This window comes from Streptomyces sp. NPDC032472 (genome assembly GCF_040636955.1).
In the GTDB taxonomy this organism is placed as follows: domain Bacteria; phylum Actinomycetota; class Actinomycetes; order Streptomycetales; family Streptomycetaceae; genus Streptomyces.
Genome location: NZ_JBEZVK010000072.1, coordinates 1 through 13,921 on the forward strand (window position 1 = coordinate 1; position 13,921 = coordinate 13,921).

Annotated in this window: 11 protein-coding genes, 1 tRNA gene and 1 pseudogene; 9 read left to right on the forward strand and 4 right to left on the reverse strand. The window is 73.9% G+C overall.

Annotated features, from left to right (window positions below):
- Positions 1-163 precede the first annotated feature (163 nt).
- Positions 164-1,879, reverse strand: a complete 1,716-nt coding sequence (gene metG / locus AB0F11_RS31510) for a methionine--tRNA ligase (protein WP_362181060.1) — start codon at positions 1,877-1,879, stop codon at positions 164-166.
- A 501-nt stretch (positions 1,880-2,380) separates the two neighbouring features.
- On the opposite strand from metG, the gene AB0F11_RS31515 reads away from it, so the two are divergent.
- A complete protein-coding gene (locus tag AB0F11_RS31515) occupies positions 2,381-2,902 on the forward strand; it encodes an RNA polymerase sigma factor (RefSeq protein ID WP_362181063.1) in 522 nt (173 codons plus the stop codon).
- Positions 2,903-3,903: 1,001 nt separating this feature from the next.
- A pseudogene (locus AB0F11_RS31520) lies at positions 3,904-4,623 on the forward strand (IclR family transcriptional regulator C-terminal domain-containing protein); the annotation flags it as partial.
- Between the two features lie 468 nt (positions 4,624-5,091).
- Here AB0F11_RS31520 and AB0F11_RS31525 read toward each other — a convergent pair.
- On the reverse strand, positions 5,092-5,943 hold the full coding sequence (locus AB0F11_RS31525; RefSeq protein WP_362181066.1) for a LysR substrate-binding domain-containing protein: 852 nt from the start codon (positions 5,941-5,943) through the stop codon (positions 5,092-5,094).
- Between the two features lie 224 nt (positions 5,944-6,167).
- Between AB0F11_RS31525 and AB0F11_RS31530 the strand changes: the two genes are divergently transcribed.
- Both AB0F11_RS31530 and AB0F11_RS31535 read left to right on the forward strand, forming a co-directional pair.
- A complete protein-coding gene (locus AB0F11_RS31530) occupies positions 6,168-7,205 on the forward strand; it encodes a bile acid:sodium symporter family protein (protein WP_362181069.1) in 1,038 nt (345 codons plus the stop codon).
- Between the two features lie 9 nt (positions 7,206-7,214).
- Entirely contained in the window at positions 7,215-7,691 is a 477-nt protein-coding gene (locus AB0F11_RS31535) for a (2Fe-2S) ferredoxin domain-containing protein (protein ID WP_362181072.1), read from the forward strand.
- A gap of 17 nt (positions 7,692-7,708) precedes the next feature.
- On the opposite strand, the gene fdhD is transcribed toward AB0F11_RS31535, so the two are convergent.
- The gene (fdhD, locus tag AB0F11_RS31540; protein ID WP_362181073.1) at positions 7,709-8,551 is read right to left on the reverse strand and encodes a formate dehydrogenase accessory sulfurtransferase FdhD; all 843 of its coding nucleotides are present in this window, start codon (positions 8,549-8,551) and stop codon (positions 7,709-7,711) included.
- A gap of 223 nt (positions 8,552-8,774) precedes the next feature.
- On the opposite strand from fdhD, the gene AB0F11_RS31545 reads away from it, so the two are divergent.
- From AB0F11_RS31545 to AB0F11_RS31565, 5 genes are all read left to right on the forward strand, one after another.
- Positions 8,775-9,719: a beta-ketoacyl-ACP synthase III gene (locus AB0F11_RS31545; protein ID WP_362181075.1), complete on the forward strand. Its 945-nt coding sequence runs from the start codon at positions 8,775-8,777 to the stop codon at positions 9,717-9,719.
- 196 nt (positions 9,720-9,915) lie between these two features.
- Positions 9,916-10,003: transfer RNA gene (locus AB0F11_RS31550), tRNA-Leu, on the forward strand.
- Between the two features lie 172 nt (positions 10,004-10,175).
- Complete coding sequence (locus AB0F11_RS31555) at positions 10,176-11,999, forward strand: AMP-dependent synthetase/ligase (protein WP_362181078.1); 1,824 nt, start codon at positions 10,176-10,178, stop codon at positions 11,997-11,999.
- Positions 12,000-12,179: 180 nt separating this feature from the next.
- Positions 12,180-13,028, forward strand: a complete 849-nt coding sequence (locus tag AB0F11_RS31560) for an aldo/keto reductase (RefSeq protein WP_362181081.1) — start codon at positions 12,180-12,182, stop codon at positions 13,026-13,028.
- Between the two features lie 20 nt (positions 13,029-13,048).
- The gene (locus tag AB0F11_RS31565; protein ID WP_362181083.1) at positions 13,049-13,471 is read left to right on the forward strand and encodes an RICIN domain-containing protein; all 423 of its coding nucleotides are present in this window, start codon (positions 13,049-13,051) and stop codon (positions 13,469-13,471) included.
- A gap of 119 nt (positions 13,472-13,590) precedes the next feature.
- On the opposite strand, the gene AB0F11_RS31570 is transcribed toward AB0F11_RS31565, so the two are convergent.
- Entirely contained in the window at positions 13,591-13,896 is a 306-nt protein-coding gene (locus AB0F11_RS31570) for a 4a-hydroxytetrahydrobiopterin dehydratase (protein ID WP_361905925.1), read from the reverse strand.
- Between the last annotated feature and the right edge of the window lie 25 nt (positions 13,897-13,921).

Below are 13,921 nucleotides of genomic sequence, written 5' to 3' on the forward strand. Positions count from 1 at the left end.
CGACGATCCGGTTCGACGCGCGGGCCGACCTGGCCGCTGACGCGGGCCCTGCCTGCCGGCTGCGGCTCGTCTCGTTCGACGACACCACCGGATGGTTGTCCGGGCCGCGCCCCTCACGTGCGTACTCACTTCACGAGCTCACGCGGCCTCCGGCCGCCCCGGCTCAGCCCGCCTCGGCGCCGCCGAAGCGCTCGCGGTAGGACTCCAGGTCCTCCTCGGTGACGCGCGCGAAGAGCACCGGCGGCACCGTGAACGGGGTGCCGGCCGGGACCGCGTCCAGCGCCCTGGCCTGCTCCGGGGTCACCCAGGTCGCGGTGTCGCCGGGCAGGTCGAACGCGGTGCGCATGGCGCGCGCCGAGGCCGGGATGAACGGCTCGGAGACCACCGAGTAGAGGTGGATGAGGTTCATGGCGGTGCGCAGGGTCAGCGCGGCGGCGTCGAGGTCGGTCTTGACCTCCAGCCAGGGGGCCTTCTCGTCCAGGTAGGCGTTGCCCGCGGACCACAGGGCGCGCAGCGCGGTGGCGGCCTTGCGGTACTGGAGGGTCTCCATGTGGCCCTCGTACTCGGCCAGGAGTTCGGCGATCTGCTCGCCCAGCTTGGCCTCGGCCTCGCCCGCGGGGCTGCCGGCCGGGACCTCGTCGCCGAACTTCTTGCGGGAGAAGGTCAGGACGCGGTTGACGAAGTTGCCGAGGGTACCGCCGAGGTCCTTGTTGACCGTGGCGGCGAAGTGCTCCCAAGTGAACGAGGAATCGTCGGACTCGGGGGCGTTGGCGATCAGGAAGTAGCGCCAGAAGTCGGCCGGGAGGATCTCCAGCGCCTGGTCGGTGAAGACGCCGCGCTTCTGGGAGGTGGAGAACTTGCCGCCGTAGTACGTCAGCCAGTTGAAGGCCTTGACGTAGTCGACCTTCTTCCAGGGCTCGCGGACGCCGAGCTCGGTGGCGGGGAACATCACCGTGTGGAACGGGACGTTGTCCTTGGCCATGAACTGGGTGTAGCGGACGTCGTCGGCATCGAACCACCAGGACTTCCAGTCGCGGGTGGCCGGGTCGAGGTCCGACCACTCCTTGGTGGAGCCGATGTACTCGACGGGGGCGTCGAACCAGACGTAGAAGACCTTGCCCTCGGCGGCCAGGTCGGGCCAGGTGTCGGCCGGGACGGGGACGCCCCAGTCGAGGTCGCGGGTGATCGCGCGGTCGTGCAGGCCCTCGGTCAGCCACTTGCGGGCGATGGAGGAGGCCAGCTGCGGCCACTCGGCCTCGTGCTGCGCGACCCAGGCCTCGACCTCGTGCTGCAGCTTGGACTGCAGGAGGAAGAGGTGCTTGGTCTCGCGGACTTCCAGGTCGGTGGAGCCGGAGATCGCCGAGCGGGGCTCGATGAGGTCGGTCGGGTCCAGGACGCGGGTGCAGTTCTCGCACTGGTCGCCGCGGGCCTTGTCGTAGCCGCAGTGCGGGCAGGTGCCCTCGACGTAGCGGTCCGGCAGGAAGCGGCCGTCGACCGGCGAGTAGACCTGCCGGATCGCGCGCTCCTCGATGAAGCCGTTCTTCTGCAGCTGGCGCGCGAAGTGCTGGGTGATCTCGCGGTTCTGCGCGGAGGAGCTGCGGCCGAAGTAGTCGAAGGACAGCTCGAAGCCGTCGTAGACCGCCTTCTGGGCGTCGTGGGCCTGTGCGCAGAACTCGGCGACCGACAGACCGGCCTCCTTGGCGGCGAGCTCGGCGGGGGTGCCGTGCTCGTCGGTGGCGCAGATGTAGAGGACGTCGTGGCCGCGCTGGCGGAGGTACCGGGAGTACACATCCGCCGGAAGCATCGACCCGACCATGTTGCCCAGGTGCTTGATCCCGTTGATGTAGGGAAGCGCGCTGGTGATCAGGTGTCGAGCCATCCTCGGATGCTCCATTTCATATGCGGTTGCAACGTGCCGTGACGGATTGTGATGCGGTTCATCGTATCGAACCGTCCGATCGCGAGGCGCCCCTAATTTTTTTCCGGGGTGGGCGCAACGCAAAAGCGAGGGAAGTGACCTCTGCGTCACGGCCCTCGCAATGGGGTCATGCTACCGCGGTGCGGGATCGGCCCGGACCGGTGTCCGCGGTGCGGTACGGAGTGCGGTACGCAGTGCGATACGGGGCGGACCTGCGGACCCACATGGCCGGGGCATATGCGTACGCACCGGGTGGGCCCGCGTCCGGTCGAAGTCTGTCACGGGGCGATCATCACCGAACGTAATCCACCGGCTTCCTCCTTCCTCTCGCACATCGCCCGCCCGCGCTGCCAGGCTTGCCGCGCACAGGGGATGAGGTGAGGTGGAACGGTGAGCGATGGCGGACCAGAGGAGTCCGGTGGGGCCGTGGGAGTGCCCAGCCGACGGCGACGGCCGACACCCATGAGCCAGTGGGACCCGACGGCACGCCTGTCGTACTGGGCCTTCCACGCCAACCGGAGACCCTCCTACATGCGCTTCGCGTATCTGCAGCTGGGCTCCGACGCGGCTGCCGAGGACGCGGTGGACGCGACCTTCGATTCGATCATGAACGAGTGGTTACGCATGCTTCACATGGACCGGCTCGACGCCTACGCCTGGACCATCCTCAAGCAGCGGCTGGTCGACCGGCAGCAGCTGCGCAGCACCTGGCCCGAACCCATGGACATCAGCGCCTTCGAGGCCGCCCTCAAGGAGGCCCACGCCGACCAGTACGAGGTGCTGACCGACACCATCCGCTTCTACTCCGCCGTCTCCCGGCTCGCCGAGCGCCAGCGCGATGCCGTCCTGCTGCGCTACGGGCTCCAGTGCTCGCCCGGTGAGGCCGCCGCAGTCATGGGCGTCGACGAGGCCACCGTCCGCTCCCAGCTCGGCCAGGCCCACCGGCGGCTCGCCCGCCTGCTCGACACCTCCGCCGAATCATGAGGCGGCGCGAGGGCAAGGAGGAGCACGCCGGCGACGCCGGCCGCCGCTCCCTGGCCGAGTTCCTGGCACGGGCGAGCGTGCGCGACCGGTACCCGCACTACGACCTGGGCGCCGCCGAGGCCCGACTGCTGCGCGCGACCCGCGCCCGCGGCGCCGCCGCTCCCGCCCGGCGGCGGACGTACGGCTGGAGCGATCCGACGCGGGAGTGCCCGCTGGACTCCGAACGGGCCCGGCGCGACCTGAAGGCCACGTGCCTGGCCGTCGTGTGCGCGCCCCGGGCGGAGGCGCAGCTCGCCGCCTTCATCGCGAGCGCGCACACCGACCTGGCCGGCGCGGTCGTCTTCGGCTGTCTGCTGCACCTGGCGGGGCTGCGCGAGGGCGCCCGGTTCTGGTGGCAGTTCGCGGCCGGGTCCGGGCGCGCGCGGACCGCCCCGGCCGCCTACTGCCTGTTCCTCGACCACTCCCGGCGGGGTGAGCACCACGACGCCAAGGTCTGGGCGCGCGAGCTGGGCCGACGCGGCTTCCGGCCGAGCGGCCGCCGCGACCTGCGCGAGGTGCGGCTGTGCGTCCAGGCGGCCGTCCTGCGGTACCTCGACCAGCCGGAGGATCCCGACCTGGGCCCGGTGCCGCTGCCGAGGCCGGGCCTGCCGTCGGTCCTGACCGCCTTCCGCCCCCCGCTGCCGCCGCCGGCGCAGTCCGCCGCCCGGGCGGTCCTCGGGTCCGGGGCGTACGCGTCGGTCGGCGCAGTCGGCGCGGTCGGATCGCGGCGGCGGAGCCCCCGGACGGCCGTGCCGCGGCCCGTCGGGACCGAGCCCGTCCGGACGGCGGCCGGGGCCGGGGCGGCCGGCCCGCGGCGCCGGGGCCCACGGCCCGGCACGGCACGGCCCGTCGGAGCGGGGTCCGGCGGGCCGGACGGGCTGGGGGCCGGGCCCCTGCGGCATCCCGCGTTGGCCTCCGCCGCCCGGCGGGGCGGACGCGGGGGCGGCGGCGAGGGCGAGGCCCTGGCAGAGGCCCGCCGGGCGCTGGCCGTCGTACGGGTCCTGGAGAAGCACCCGCTGGGGGTGCGGGCCGGACAGCTCGCGCGCGAGTCCGCCCTGGCCGAGGCGGAGCTGCGGCCGCTGCTGGCGATGCTGTGCGAGGAGGAGTACGCGTACCGGCCGGGCGAGGGCGTGTACGCGCGCGGGCCGGCCCTCGACCGGCTCGCCGCCCCCGGCGGCGCCGGGCTCCCCCGCCAGCTCCAGCGCACCCTGGCGCTCGCCCGGGACAGCGCCGGGGCCGCGGTGTACCTGAGCCGGTACGCCGAGGGCGAGGTCCGGATCACGCAGATGGCCGACGGCCCCGGGACCCCGCCGGTGCAGGAGTGGGTGGACTTCAAGGCGGCCGCGCACGCCAGCGCGGTGGGCAAGTGCCTGCTGACCCAGCTCGACCACGACGGCCGCCGCGACCACCTGGCCCGGCACCACACGGCCCGCCTCACCCCGCAGACGATCACCGACAGCCGGGTGCTGTTCTCGGCCCTGGACGCGGTGGCCCCGGGCGCGCCGGTCTTCGATCTGCGGGAGTACTCCCCCGGCGTGGTGTGCTCGGCGGTTCCGATCGCCACCGGGGACGCCGCCGGCAGCCTCGCGCTGTCCTTGCCCGCGACCCACGCCCACCGGCTGCACGAGGCCACCGAGGCGCTGCGCCGCAAGGCCGTGCCGGTGCTGCTGGCGCTGCTGCTGTCGGGCGCCATCCCCCCGGACGCCCCCGCTCCCGCGGCCCCCGCGGCGGACGGTGCCGGCGGCGGCCCGGACGGTCCCGAGGGCCCGGCGGCCGGGGCGGGGGCCCCGGAGCAGGCCGCGGACGCCGGGCGGCCGGTGCCGACCCGGGTCACCGCGGAGACCCTGCGGCACCTGCGCAGCCTGTTCCGTACGCCGCTGGCCCGTGCCACGGCCTCGGCGTCCGGCCCGCACCTGGTCAGCGACACCGCGGCGGAGGCCGCGTACTTCTTCGACGCGCCTGCGGACGGCGGGCCGCCCCGCCTGGCCCTGCCGCACACCTTCGCCCCGCTCACGCCGGGCAGCCTGCGGGCCCGTGAAGGCCTGGTGGTCCTGGGCACCTGAGGGTCCGGCCCGCCGGGCCGGCCCCGCGGGCCGACCCGGGCACCAGGGGCCGGCCCACGGCGCCGGTGTCGTACCCCGGCACCGGCGTCAGCCTGCGCGGGTCAGCCGGTCGGCGCCCGACAGCACGGCGGCGGCCAGCGCCTCCGCGGCCGGCGACACCCGCGGGCCGCGGAGCAGGGCGAACTCCACCGCGCCCAGGTCGGGCAGGCCCGGCACCCGCACCAGCCCGGGCGGGATCAGACCGCGGGTGTGCGCCATCACGCCGAGCCCGGCGCGGGCCGCGGCGACCAGGCCGCTCAGGCTGCCGCTCGTGCAGGCGATCCGCCAGGCCCGGCCGTCGCGTTCCAGGACCTCCAGCGCCCGCGCCCGGGTGATGCCCGGCGGCGGGAACACGATCAGCGGAACGGGCCGGTCCGGGTCCATCCGCAGTCCCTCCGCGCCGATCCACACCATCCGGTCGCGCCACACCAGCCGGCCCCGCTCGTCGCCGGGCCCGCGGCGCTTGGCGAGGACCAGGTCGAGGCGGCCCGCGTCCAGCCGCTCGTGGAGCGTCCCGGACAGCTCGACCGACAGCTCCAGGTCCACCTCGGGGTGCTCGTGCCGGAAGCCCTCCAGGATCTCCGGCAGCCGGGTCAGCACGAAGTCCTCCGACGCCCCGAAGCGCAGCCGCCCCCGCAGCCTCGTCCCGGTGAAATAAGCCGCCGCCCGCTCGTGCGCCTCCAGGATCGTCCGGGCGAAGCCGAGGAGCGCCTCGCCGTCCTCCGTGAGCTCCACGCTGTGGGTGTCCCGCAGGAAGAGGGGCCGGCCCGTCGCCTCCTCCAGCCGCCGTACGTGCTGGCTGACGGTGGACTGGCGGACGCCGAGCCGCCCGGCGGCCTGGGTGAAGCTCAGCGTCTGGGCCACCGTGAGGAAGGTGCGCAGCTGAACGGGGTCGTACATGGCTTACATGCTGCCACGGTCATCACACAGCGCGATCGCAGTGAGTGCGGTGTACGGGTTTCCCGATGACCGGGTGCCACCGGACGATGAGGGGGCAGGGCCCCGGCTCGCCGCACCGCCGCCCGGCCCCGCCTTTCCCGACCGCAAGAGAGCTCCCGTACGCCATGCCCCGCCCGCCCCTGCTGCCGCGCCCGTCACACCCGCCCCGGCCGTCCCGCCTGGGCATGCCCTCCTGGCTCCCCGTGGGCCCGTACGTCCTGGCCCTCCTCGGGACCGTGGGCCTGGCGGCGCTGCTGCCGGCGCGCGGCCAGGCCGGCGACGTCGCCGAGGGTCTCGCCACCGCGGCCGTGGCGCTGCTGTTCTTCCTGTACGGCGCCAGGCTGTCCACGCGGGAGGCGCTGGACGGGCTGCGCCACTGGCGGCTCCACCTCACCGTGCTGGCCTGCACCTTCGTGCTCTTCCCGGTCCTGGGGATCGCGGCGCGCGTGCTGGTTCCGGCGGTGCTGACGCCTGCGCTCTACGGCGGGCTGCTGTTCCTGTGCCTGGTGCCGTCGACCATCCAGTCGTCGATCGCCTTCACCTCGATCGCCCGGGGCAACGTGCCGGCGGCCATCTGTGCCGGCTCCTTCTCCAGCCTCGCGGGGATCCTGCTCACTCCGCTGCTGGCGGCCGCCCTGCTCGGCGGCAGCGCGGGCGGGTTCTCCGCGGACTCCCTCGTGAAGATCATGGTGCAGCTCCTGCTGCCGTTCCTGCTGGGGCAGGCGCTGCGCCCGCGGGTCGGCGGCTTCCTGGTGCGCCACAAGCCGGCCCTGGGGTACGTGGACCGCGGCTCGATCCTGCTCGTCGTGTACGCGGCGTTCAGCGCGGGCATGGCCGCGGGGATCTGGCACCGGGTCAGCGCCGCGCGGCTGGCGGCGCTGCTGGCGGTGGAGGCGGTGCTGTTGGCCGTCATGCTGCTGGTGACCTGGTACGGGGCGAAGCGGCTCGGGTTCGGGCGGGCGGACCGGATCGCCATCCAGTTCGCCGGTTCGAAGAAGAGCCTCGCGGCCGGACTCCCCATGGCCAGCGTGCTGTTCGGGGCGCAGGCGAGTCTGGCGGTGCTGCCGCTGATGCTGTTCCACCAGATGCAGTTGATGGTGTGCGCGGTACTGGCGCGGCGCCGGGCGCAGGACCCGGAGGGCGCCGGGGAGGGTGAACTGCCCGCGGGGCGTGTGGCGGAGGTCTCCCCGGCCCCTCAACACCCGGCGCCGCGGGCCCGATAGCGTGCGGCGGTGACCTGGATACGCCCGCTCGCCGCCCATGCCGAACGCCCCTGCACCCTGGTGGTGTGCCGCGGCTGCTGCTGCGGGGACCCCCGCAAGAACCCCGGTACCGACCACGCGGGCCAGCTGGCCCGGCTGCGCGAGGCCGCGGAGGCCTCCGGCGGGCGCCTGGCCGTGCGGACGAGCGACTGCCTCGGGCCGTGTGCGCAGGCCAATGTGATCGTGGTGCAGCCGACGAGCGAGGCGCGGCGGCGCGGTGCCCGGGCGGCCTGGTTCGGGTGGGCGCTGGACGACACGGCTACGGACGAGATCATCGCCTGGGCGGAGGCGGGCGGCCCGGGCACGGTCCCCGTCCCGGCGACGCTGGACCTGCACCGGATCGACCCGCCGGAGCCGAAGGCGAAGTCCTCGCAGGGCGCGGGGCGGCGGACCGGCGGGACCGGCACGGGCACGGGCACGGGCCGCCGGGGACGGCGGGGCCGCTAGGCGCGGTTCGGCCGCCCTCAGAGGAGGATCCTCTCCTCCCCCGCGTAGATGTTCATGTCCCCGCCGCGCAGGAAGCCGACCAGGGTCAGGCCCGATTCCAGGGCCAGGTCCACGGCGAGGGAGGAGGGCGCGGACACCGCGGCGAGGACCGTGATGCCCGCCATGACCGCCTTCTGGGCCAGCTCGAAGGAGGCCCGGCCCGACACCAGCAGGACCCCGTCGGTGAGCGGCAGCAGGCCGGCCCGGAGCGCCCGGCCGACGATCTTGTCCACGGCGTTGTGCCGGCCGACGTCCTCGCGCAGGTCGAGGAGTTCGCCGTCCGCGGAGAACAGTCCGGCGGCGTGCAGGCCGCCGGTGCGGTCGAAGACCTTCTGGGCGGCCCTCAGCCGGTCGGGCAGCTCGCCCAGGAGGCCGGCGGGGATCCGTACGGCACCGGGGGCGGTCGCGGCGCCGGGGCTCTGCGGGAAGCGGGTGGCGGTGCGCACGGCGTCCAGGCTGGCCTTGCCGCACAGGCCGCAGGAGGAGGTGGTGTAGACGTTGCGTTCGAGGGTGATGTCGGGCACCTCGACGCCTGGGGCGAGCTGGACGTTGACGACGTTGTAGGGGTTGGAGCCGTCGTCGGTCGCGCCCTCGCAGTAGGTGACGGCGCGTACGTCGGCGGCGGAGGCGAGGACGCCCTCGCTGACGAGGAAGCCGGCGGCGAGGGCGAAGTCGTCGCCCGGGGTGCGCATGGTGATGGCGAGGGGTTTGCCGTTGAGCCGTATCTCGAGGGGTTCCTCGGTGACGAGGGTGTCGGGGCGGGTGCCGGCGACGCCGCCCCGGACCCGTACGACGCGACGGCGCTCGGTGACCCGTCCCATGTGATCAGCCCGCCCGCTTCCATCCGCTTCGTCCACGTGGCCGTGCCCGTGGTCGTGCACTTCCTCGTACACCTTGTCCGGGCCATTCTCACCCGGATCGGGCGGATGCTGTGGAATCTCCAAATTCCCGGGCGGTAATCCTGTGGGGTCCCACCGGTATGTACCCATCAGTAGCAGGCCAAGCTGGATGATCCTGACTGCCGTAACGAGGGGGATTGCGCCCATGACAACCGGTTCACGCGTGGTGGCGCTGGGGCACTACCAGCCCGCGAGGGTGCTGACCAACGAGGACCTGGCGGCCATGGTGGACACCAGCGACGAGTGGATCCGCTCGCGGGTGGGCATCCGGACGCGGCACATGGCCGGCGCCGACGAGCCGGTGGACGAGCTGGCGTTCCAGGCTGCGGGCAAGGCGCTGGCGGGAGCGGGCGTGGGCCCGGACGACGTCGACCTGGTGCTGGTGGCCACGTCCACGGCGATCGACCGCTCGCCGAACATGGCGGCGCGGGTCGCCGCCAAGCTCGGGATGGGCGGCGCGCCCGCGGTGATGGACCTCAACGTCGTCTGCTCGGGCTTCACGCACGCCCTGGCCACGGCCGACCACGCGATCCGGGCGGGTTCGGCGACCCGGGCGCTGGTGATCGGCGCGGACAAGATGACCGAGATCACGGACTGGACCGACCGCACGACCTGCGTCCTGACGGGCGACGGGGCGGGCGCGGCCGTCGTCGAGGCCTGTGAGGAGCCGGCGATCGGGCCAGTGCTGTGGGGCTCGGTGCCGGAGATGGGGCACGCGGTCCGCATCGAGGGCTCGCCGCCGGTCTTCGCGCAGGAGGGCCAGTCGGTGTACCGGTGGACGACGAGCCGGCTGCCGGCGCTGGCGCGGCAGGTCTGCGAGAAGGCCGGGGTGGCTCCGGAGGAGCTCGCGGCCGTGGTGCTGCACCAGGCGAACCTGCGGATCATCGAGCCGCTGGCCCAGCGGATCGGCGCGGTGAACGCGGTTGTCGCCCGGGACGTCATCGACTCGGGCAACACCTCGGCGGCCAGCATCCCGATGGCGCTGTCGAAGCTGGTGCAGCGCGGGGAGGTCCCGTCGGGCGCCCCGGTCCTGCTGTTCGGCTTCGGCGGCAACCTGTCGTACGCCGGACAGGTGATCCGCTGCCCCTGAGCGCGGCGCCTGACGGCTGCTGCCGACCGCGTCCCGCCGCGGGGCCCCGCGCGGCCGGGACGCCGGGCCCGCCGGACCCCGCGCGGGCATGCCCGCAGGTCAGCGAGCACCCCCGCGGCGAATACCTGGTCGGAACCACGCCGAACTGCTGCTATTGTTGTCCATGTCGCCGCGGGAGACCGGGGCGGATCACCTAGTCCGGGTGGCGGAATGGCAGACGCGCTAGCTTGAGGTGCTAGTGCCCTTTATCGGGCGTGGGGGTTCAAGTCCCCCCTCGGACACCAGCACGAAGACCCCTGCGAAAGCAGGGGTCTTCTGCGTTTTCCGCATTCTCGACATCCTCTCCGCGTTTTCCGCATTTCCGCCTGGGGAGGTCTTGTGGAGGTCTCTGCTCGGTGATCAACCGTGGGGAGGCGTGGGGGTAGCGTCGCCGCGCTGCGGGGAGAGGAGCGGGGCATGCGCGAGGTCACGGTCCCACCGGTCGTCACGGAGGCGCCCGTCGGCGGGCTCGCCGATGCTGTGTTCCGGCACGCCCGGGAGGACCCGGGGCGGGTGGTGATGGGCCGCAAGGTGGGCGGGGTCTGGCGGGACGTGACCTCCGGGGAGCTCGCCGGCGAGGTGCTGGCGCTGGCGCGGGGGCTGCTGGCGCAGGGGGTGCGGTTCGGGGAGCGGGTCGCGGTGATGTCCCGTACCCGGTACGAGTGGACGCTGTTCGACTTCGCGCTGTGGGCGATCGGCGCGCAGCCCGTGCCCGTCTACCCGACCTCGTCCGCGGAGCAGGTCCACTGGATCCTGAGCGACTCCGGGTGCAGCGCCTGCGTCGTGGAGGACGAGGACCAGGCGATGACCGTCGGGTCGGTCGTGGAGGGGCTGCCCGGGCTGCGCCGGCTGTGGCAGCTGGACGCCGGGGCGGTCGAGGCGCTCGTCGCGGACGGGCGCTCCGTCGACGAGGGGACCGTGCACCGGCATCGCGCCGCGGTCACGCCCGACGCCGTCGCGACGGTGATCTACACCTCGGGGACCACCGGGCGCCCCAAGGGGTGCGTGCTGACCCACGGCAACTTCATGTACGAGGCGGACACGCTGGTGGCCCGGTGGGAGTCGGTGTTCCGGGCCGGGCCCGGGGAGGCGCCGTCGACGCTGCTGTTCCTGCCGCTCGCGCACGTCTTCGGGCGGATGGTGGAGGTGGCGGCCGTCCGGGCCCGGGTGAAGCTGGGGCACCAGCCGGTGCTGGCGGCGGCGGAGCTGCTGCCGGACCTCGCGGCGTTCCGGCCGACGTTCGTACTGGGGGTGCCGTACGTCTTCGAGAAGGTGTTCGCGGCGGCCCGCCGCAAGGCGGAGGCGGAGGGGCGCACGGGCCCCTTCGACCGGGCCGTGGAGACGGCCGTGCGGTACGCGGAGGCACGCGAGCAGAAGGCGTTCGGGGCGGGTCCCGGGCCGTCGGCCGCGCTGCGCATGGAGCACCAGCTGTTCGAGAGGCTGGTGTACGGGAAGGTCCGCGAGGCGATGGGCGGCCGGGTGCGGCACGCGATGTCGGGCGGGTCGGCGATGTCGCGGCGGCTCGGGCTGTTCTTCGACGGTGCGGGGATCACCGTGTACGAGGGGTACGGGCTCACCGAGTCGTGCGCGGCGGCCACGGCGAACCCGCCGGGTGCGATCAAGTACGGGACGGTCGGGCGGCCGATCCCGGGCAGCACGGTGCACATCGCCGAGGACGGGGAGGTGTGGCTGCACGGCGGGCACGTCTTCTCGGGGTACCTCAACGACCCGCCGGCCACGGAGGCGGTGCTGCGCGGCGGCTGGCTGGCGACCGGGGACCTGGGGCGGCTGGACGGGGACGGCTACCTGACGATCACCGGGCGGAAGAAGGAGATCCTGGTGACCTCCAACGGCAAGAGCGTCGCACCGGGCGCGCTGGAGGAGCGGGTGCGTACGCATCCGCTGGTCGCGCAGTGCGTGCTGGTGGGCAACGACCGGCCGTACATCGCCGCCCTGATCACGCTGGATGCGGAAGGGGTGGCGCACTGGCTGTCGATGCGCAGCCGGCCGCAGCTGCCGGCGGCGCAGCTGGTGCACGACCCGGATCTGACGGCGGAGGTGCGCCGGGCGGTGGTGGCGGCGAACACGCTGGTCTCGCAGGCGGAGTCGATCCGTACGTTCCGGGTGCTGGGCGAGCAGTTCACGGAGGAGCAGGGGCTGCTGACGCCTTCGCTGAAGCTGAAGCGGCGGGCGATCGAGAAGGCGTACGCGCGGGAGGTGGCCGCGCTCTACGGGGCGTGAGGGGGGTGGCGGCCGCGGGGCCCCGGCGCCGTCCGGGTGCGACCTGAAGGTCTGTCGGGGCTTCGGCCGCCCGGGCGGGAATACGTGGGTCGGACGGCCGGTTGCCGTCCCGCATACGCGCCCCTACCGGCGCACCCCGAACCCCGACCCCCGACCGACACCCCGAGGAACGGCACCCACGTGAACCAGGTCCCCGCCATCCTGCTCAACAACGGCACGTCCATGCCCCGGCTCGGCTACGGCGTCTGGCAGATCCCCGACGGCGAGGCCGAGCATGCGGTCGGCACCGCGCTGGAGGCCGGCTACCGCAGCATCGACACGGCGTCCGTGTACGGCAACGAGGTGGGCACCGGCAAGGCCATCGCCGCCTCCGGGCTGCCGCGCGAGGAGGTGTTCGTGACCACCAAGCTGTGGAACGGGCGGGACAGGACCTGGCGGCGGCCGGAGGTGCTGGGTGCGTTCGAGGAGTCCCTGGAGCGGCTCGGCCTCGACCACGTGGACCTGTACCTGATCCACTGGCCGCGCCCGATGCGCGACGACTTCCTGTACATCTGGGAGGCGTTCGAGGAGCTCGCGCAGAGCGGTCGGGCCCGCGCCGTCGGCGTGTCGAACTTCCGCCCCCAGGACCTGGAGCGCCTCGCCGGGCACAGCTCCCTGGTGCCGGCCGTGAACCAGATCGAGCTGCACCCGCTGCTGCCGCAGGGCGAGCTGCGGGCGCTGCACGCGCGGCTGGGGATCGCCACCGAGGCGTGGTCGCCGCTGGGCCAGGGCCAGGGGCTGCTGACGCTGCCGGTGGTCGCCGAGATCGCCGAGCGGTACGGGCGCACCCCCGCGCAGGTGGTGCTGCGCTGGCACCTGCAGCTGGGCAACGTGGCGATCCCGAAGTCCGTGACGCCGTCGCGGATCCGGGAGAACCTGGACGTGTTCGGCTTCGAGCTGGACGAGGCCGATGTGGCGGCGCTGGAGGCGCTGGGCAGCGGGCCGGCGGGGCGGCGGATCGGGCCGGACCCGGCTTCGTTCGACTACTGAGCCAGGCGGGGGTGGGTGTGATGGTGCCCGAGGGGGTATACCGGGTGCGGAACGCGGCGAGCGGGCTGCTGCTGCGCGTCGAGGGCAGTACCCGGGTGGGTGTGGGGCCGGACGGGCCGCCCGGTCCTGCGCAGGCCCGGCAGTGGCGGATTACGCCGGTGCACAGCGGGGGCGGGATCGTGCACGTGGTGAGCGTGCTGAACGACAAGCGGCTGGACGTGGCGAACGCGTCGGTGGAGGCCGGCACGCGGGTCCAGGTGTGGCGGCCCAACGCCTTCGGCGCGCAGGAGTGGATCGTCGAGGAGCACCTCGACGACCCCGGGGTGGTCTCCCTGGTGGCCTGCATCAGCGACCTGCTGCTGGAGGCGGACGCGGAGGGGCTGGTCCGGCAGGCCGAGGACGCCGACTCGCCGTCGCAGTGGTGGCGTCTGGAGCCGGTCTGACCCGCCCCGGGCCGACCCGGGCGGGCGGCGCCTTGCGGCGCGGCCCGCTTGCGGCGCGGCCCGCTTGCGGCGCGGCCCGCCCGCCGGCCCCGGCCACGAGGCCGGGGCCCGGGCCGGTCTCAGCTCGCGCCGTGGGCGGGGGCGAGGGCCTCGACGCGTTCGGCGAGGGCGAAGTCGGTCTCGGTGACCGCGTCACCGGCGCTGTGGGTGTTCATCGACAGCCGGACGGTGTTGTAGCCGAGGGTGAGGTCGGAGTGGTGGTTCAACTCGTCCTGCACGGCGGCGATGTGGGCGACCAGCGCGCTCGCCGCGACGTGGGTGCCCAGCCGGTAGGTGCGGATGATCCGGTCGTCCTCGAAGGCCCACCCGGGCAGTTCCCGCAACCGGTCCTCGATCTCCTTCTGCGAAAGCGGCTCGCCTGCCATGGGCATGCTCCTCCCGTACGGGGCC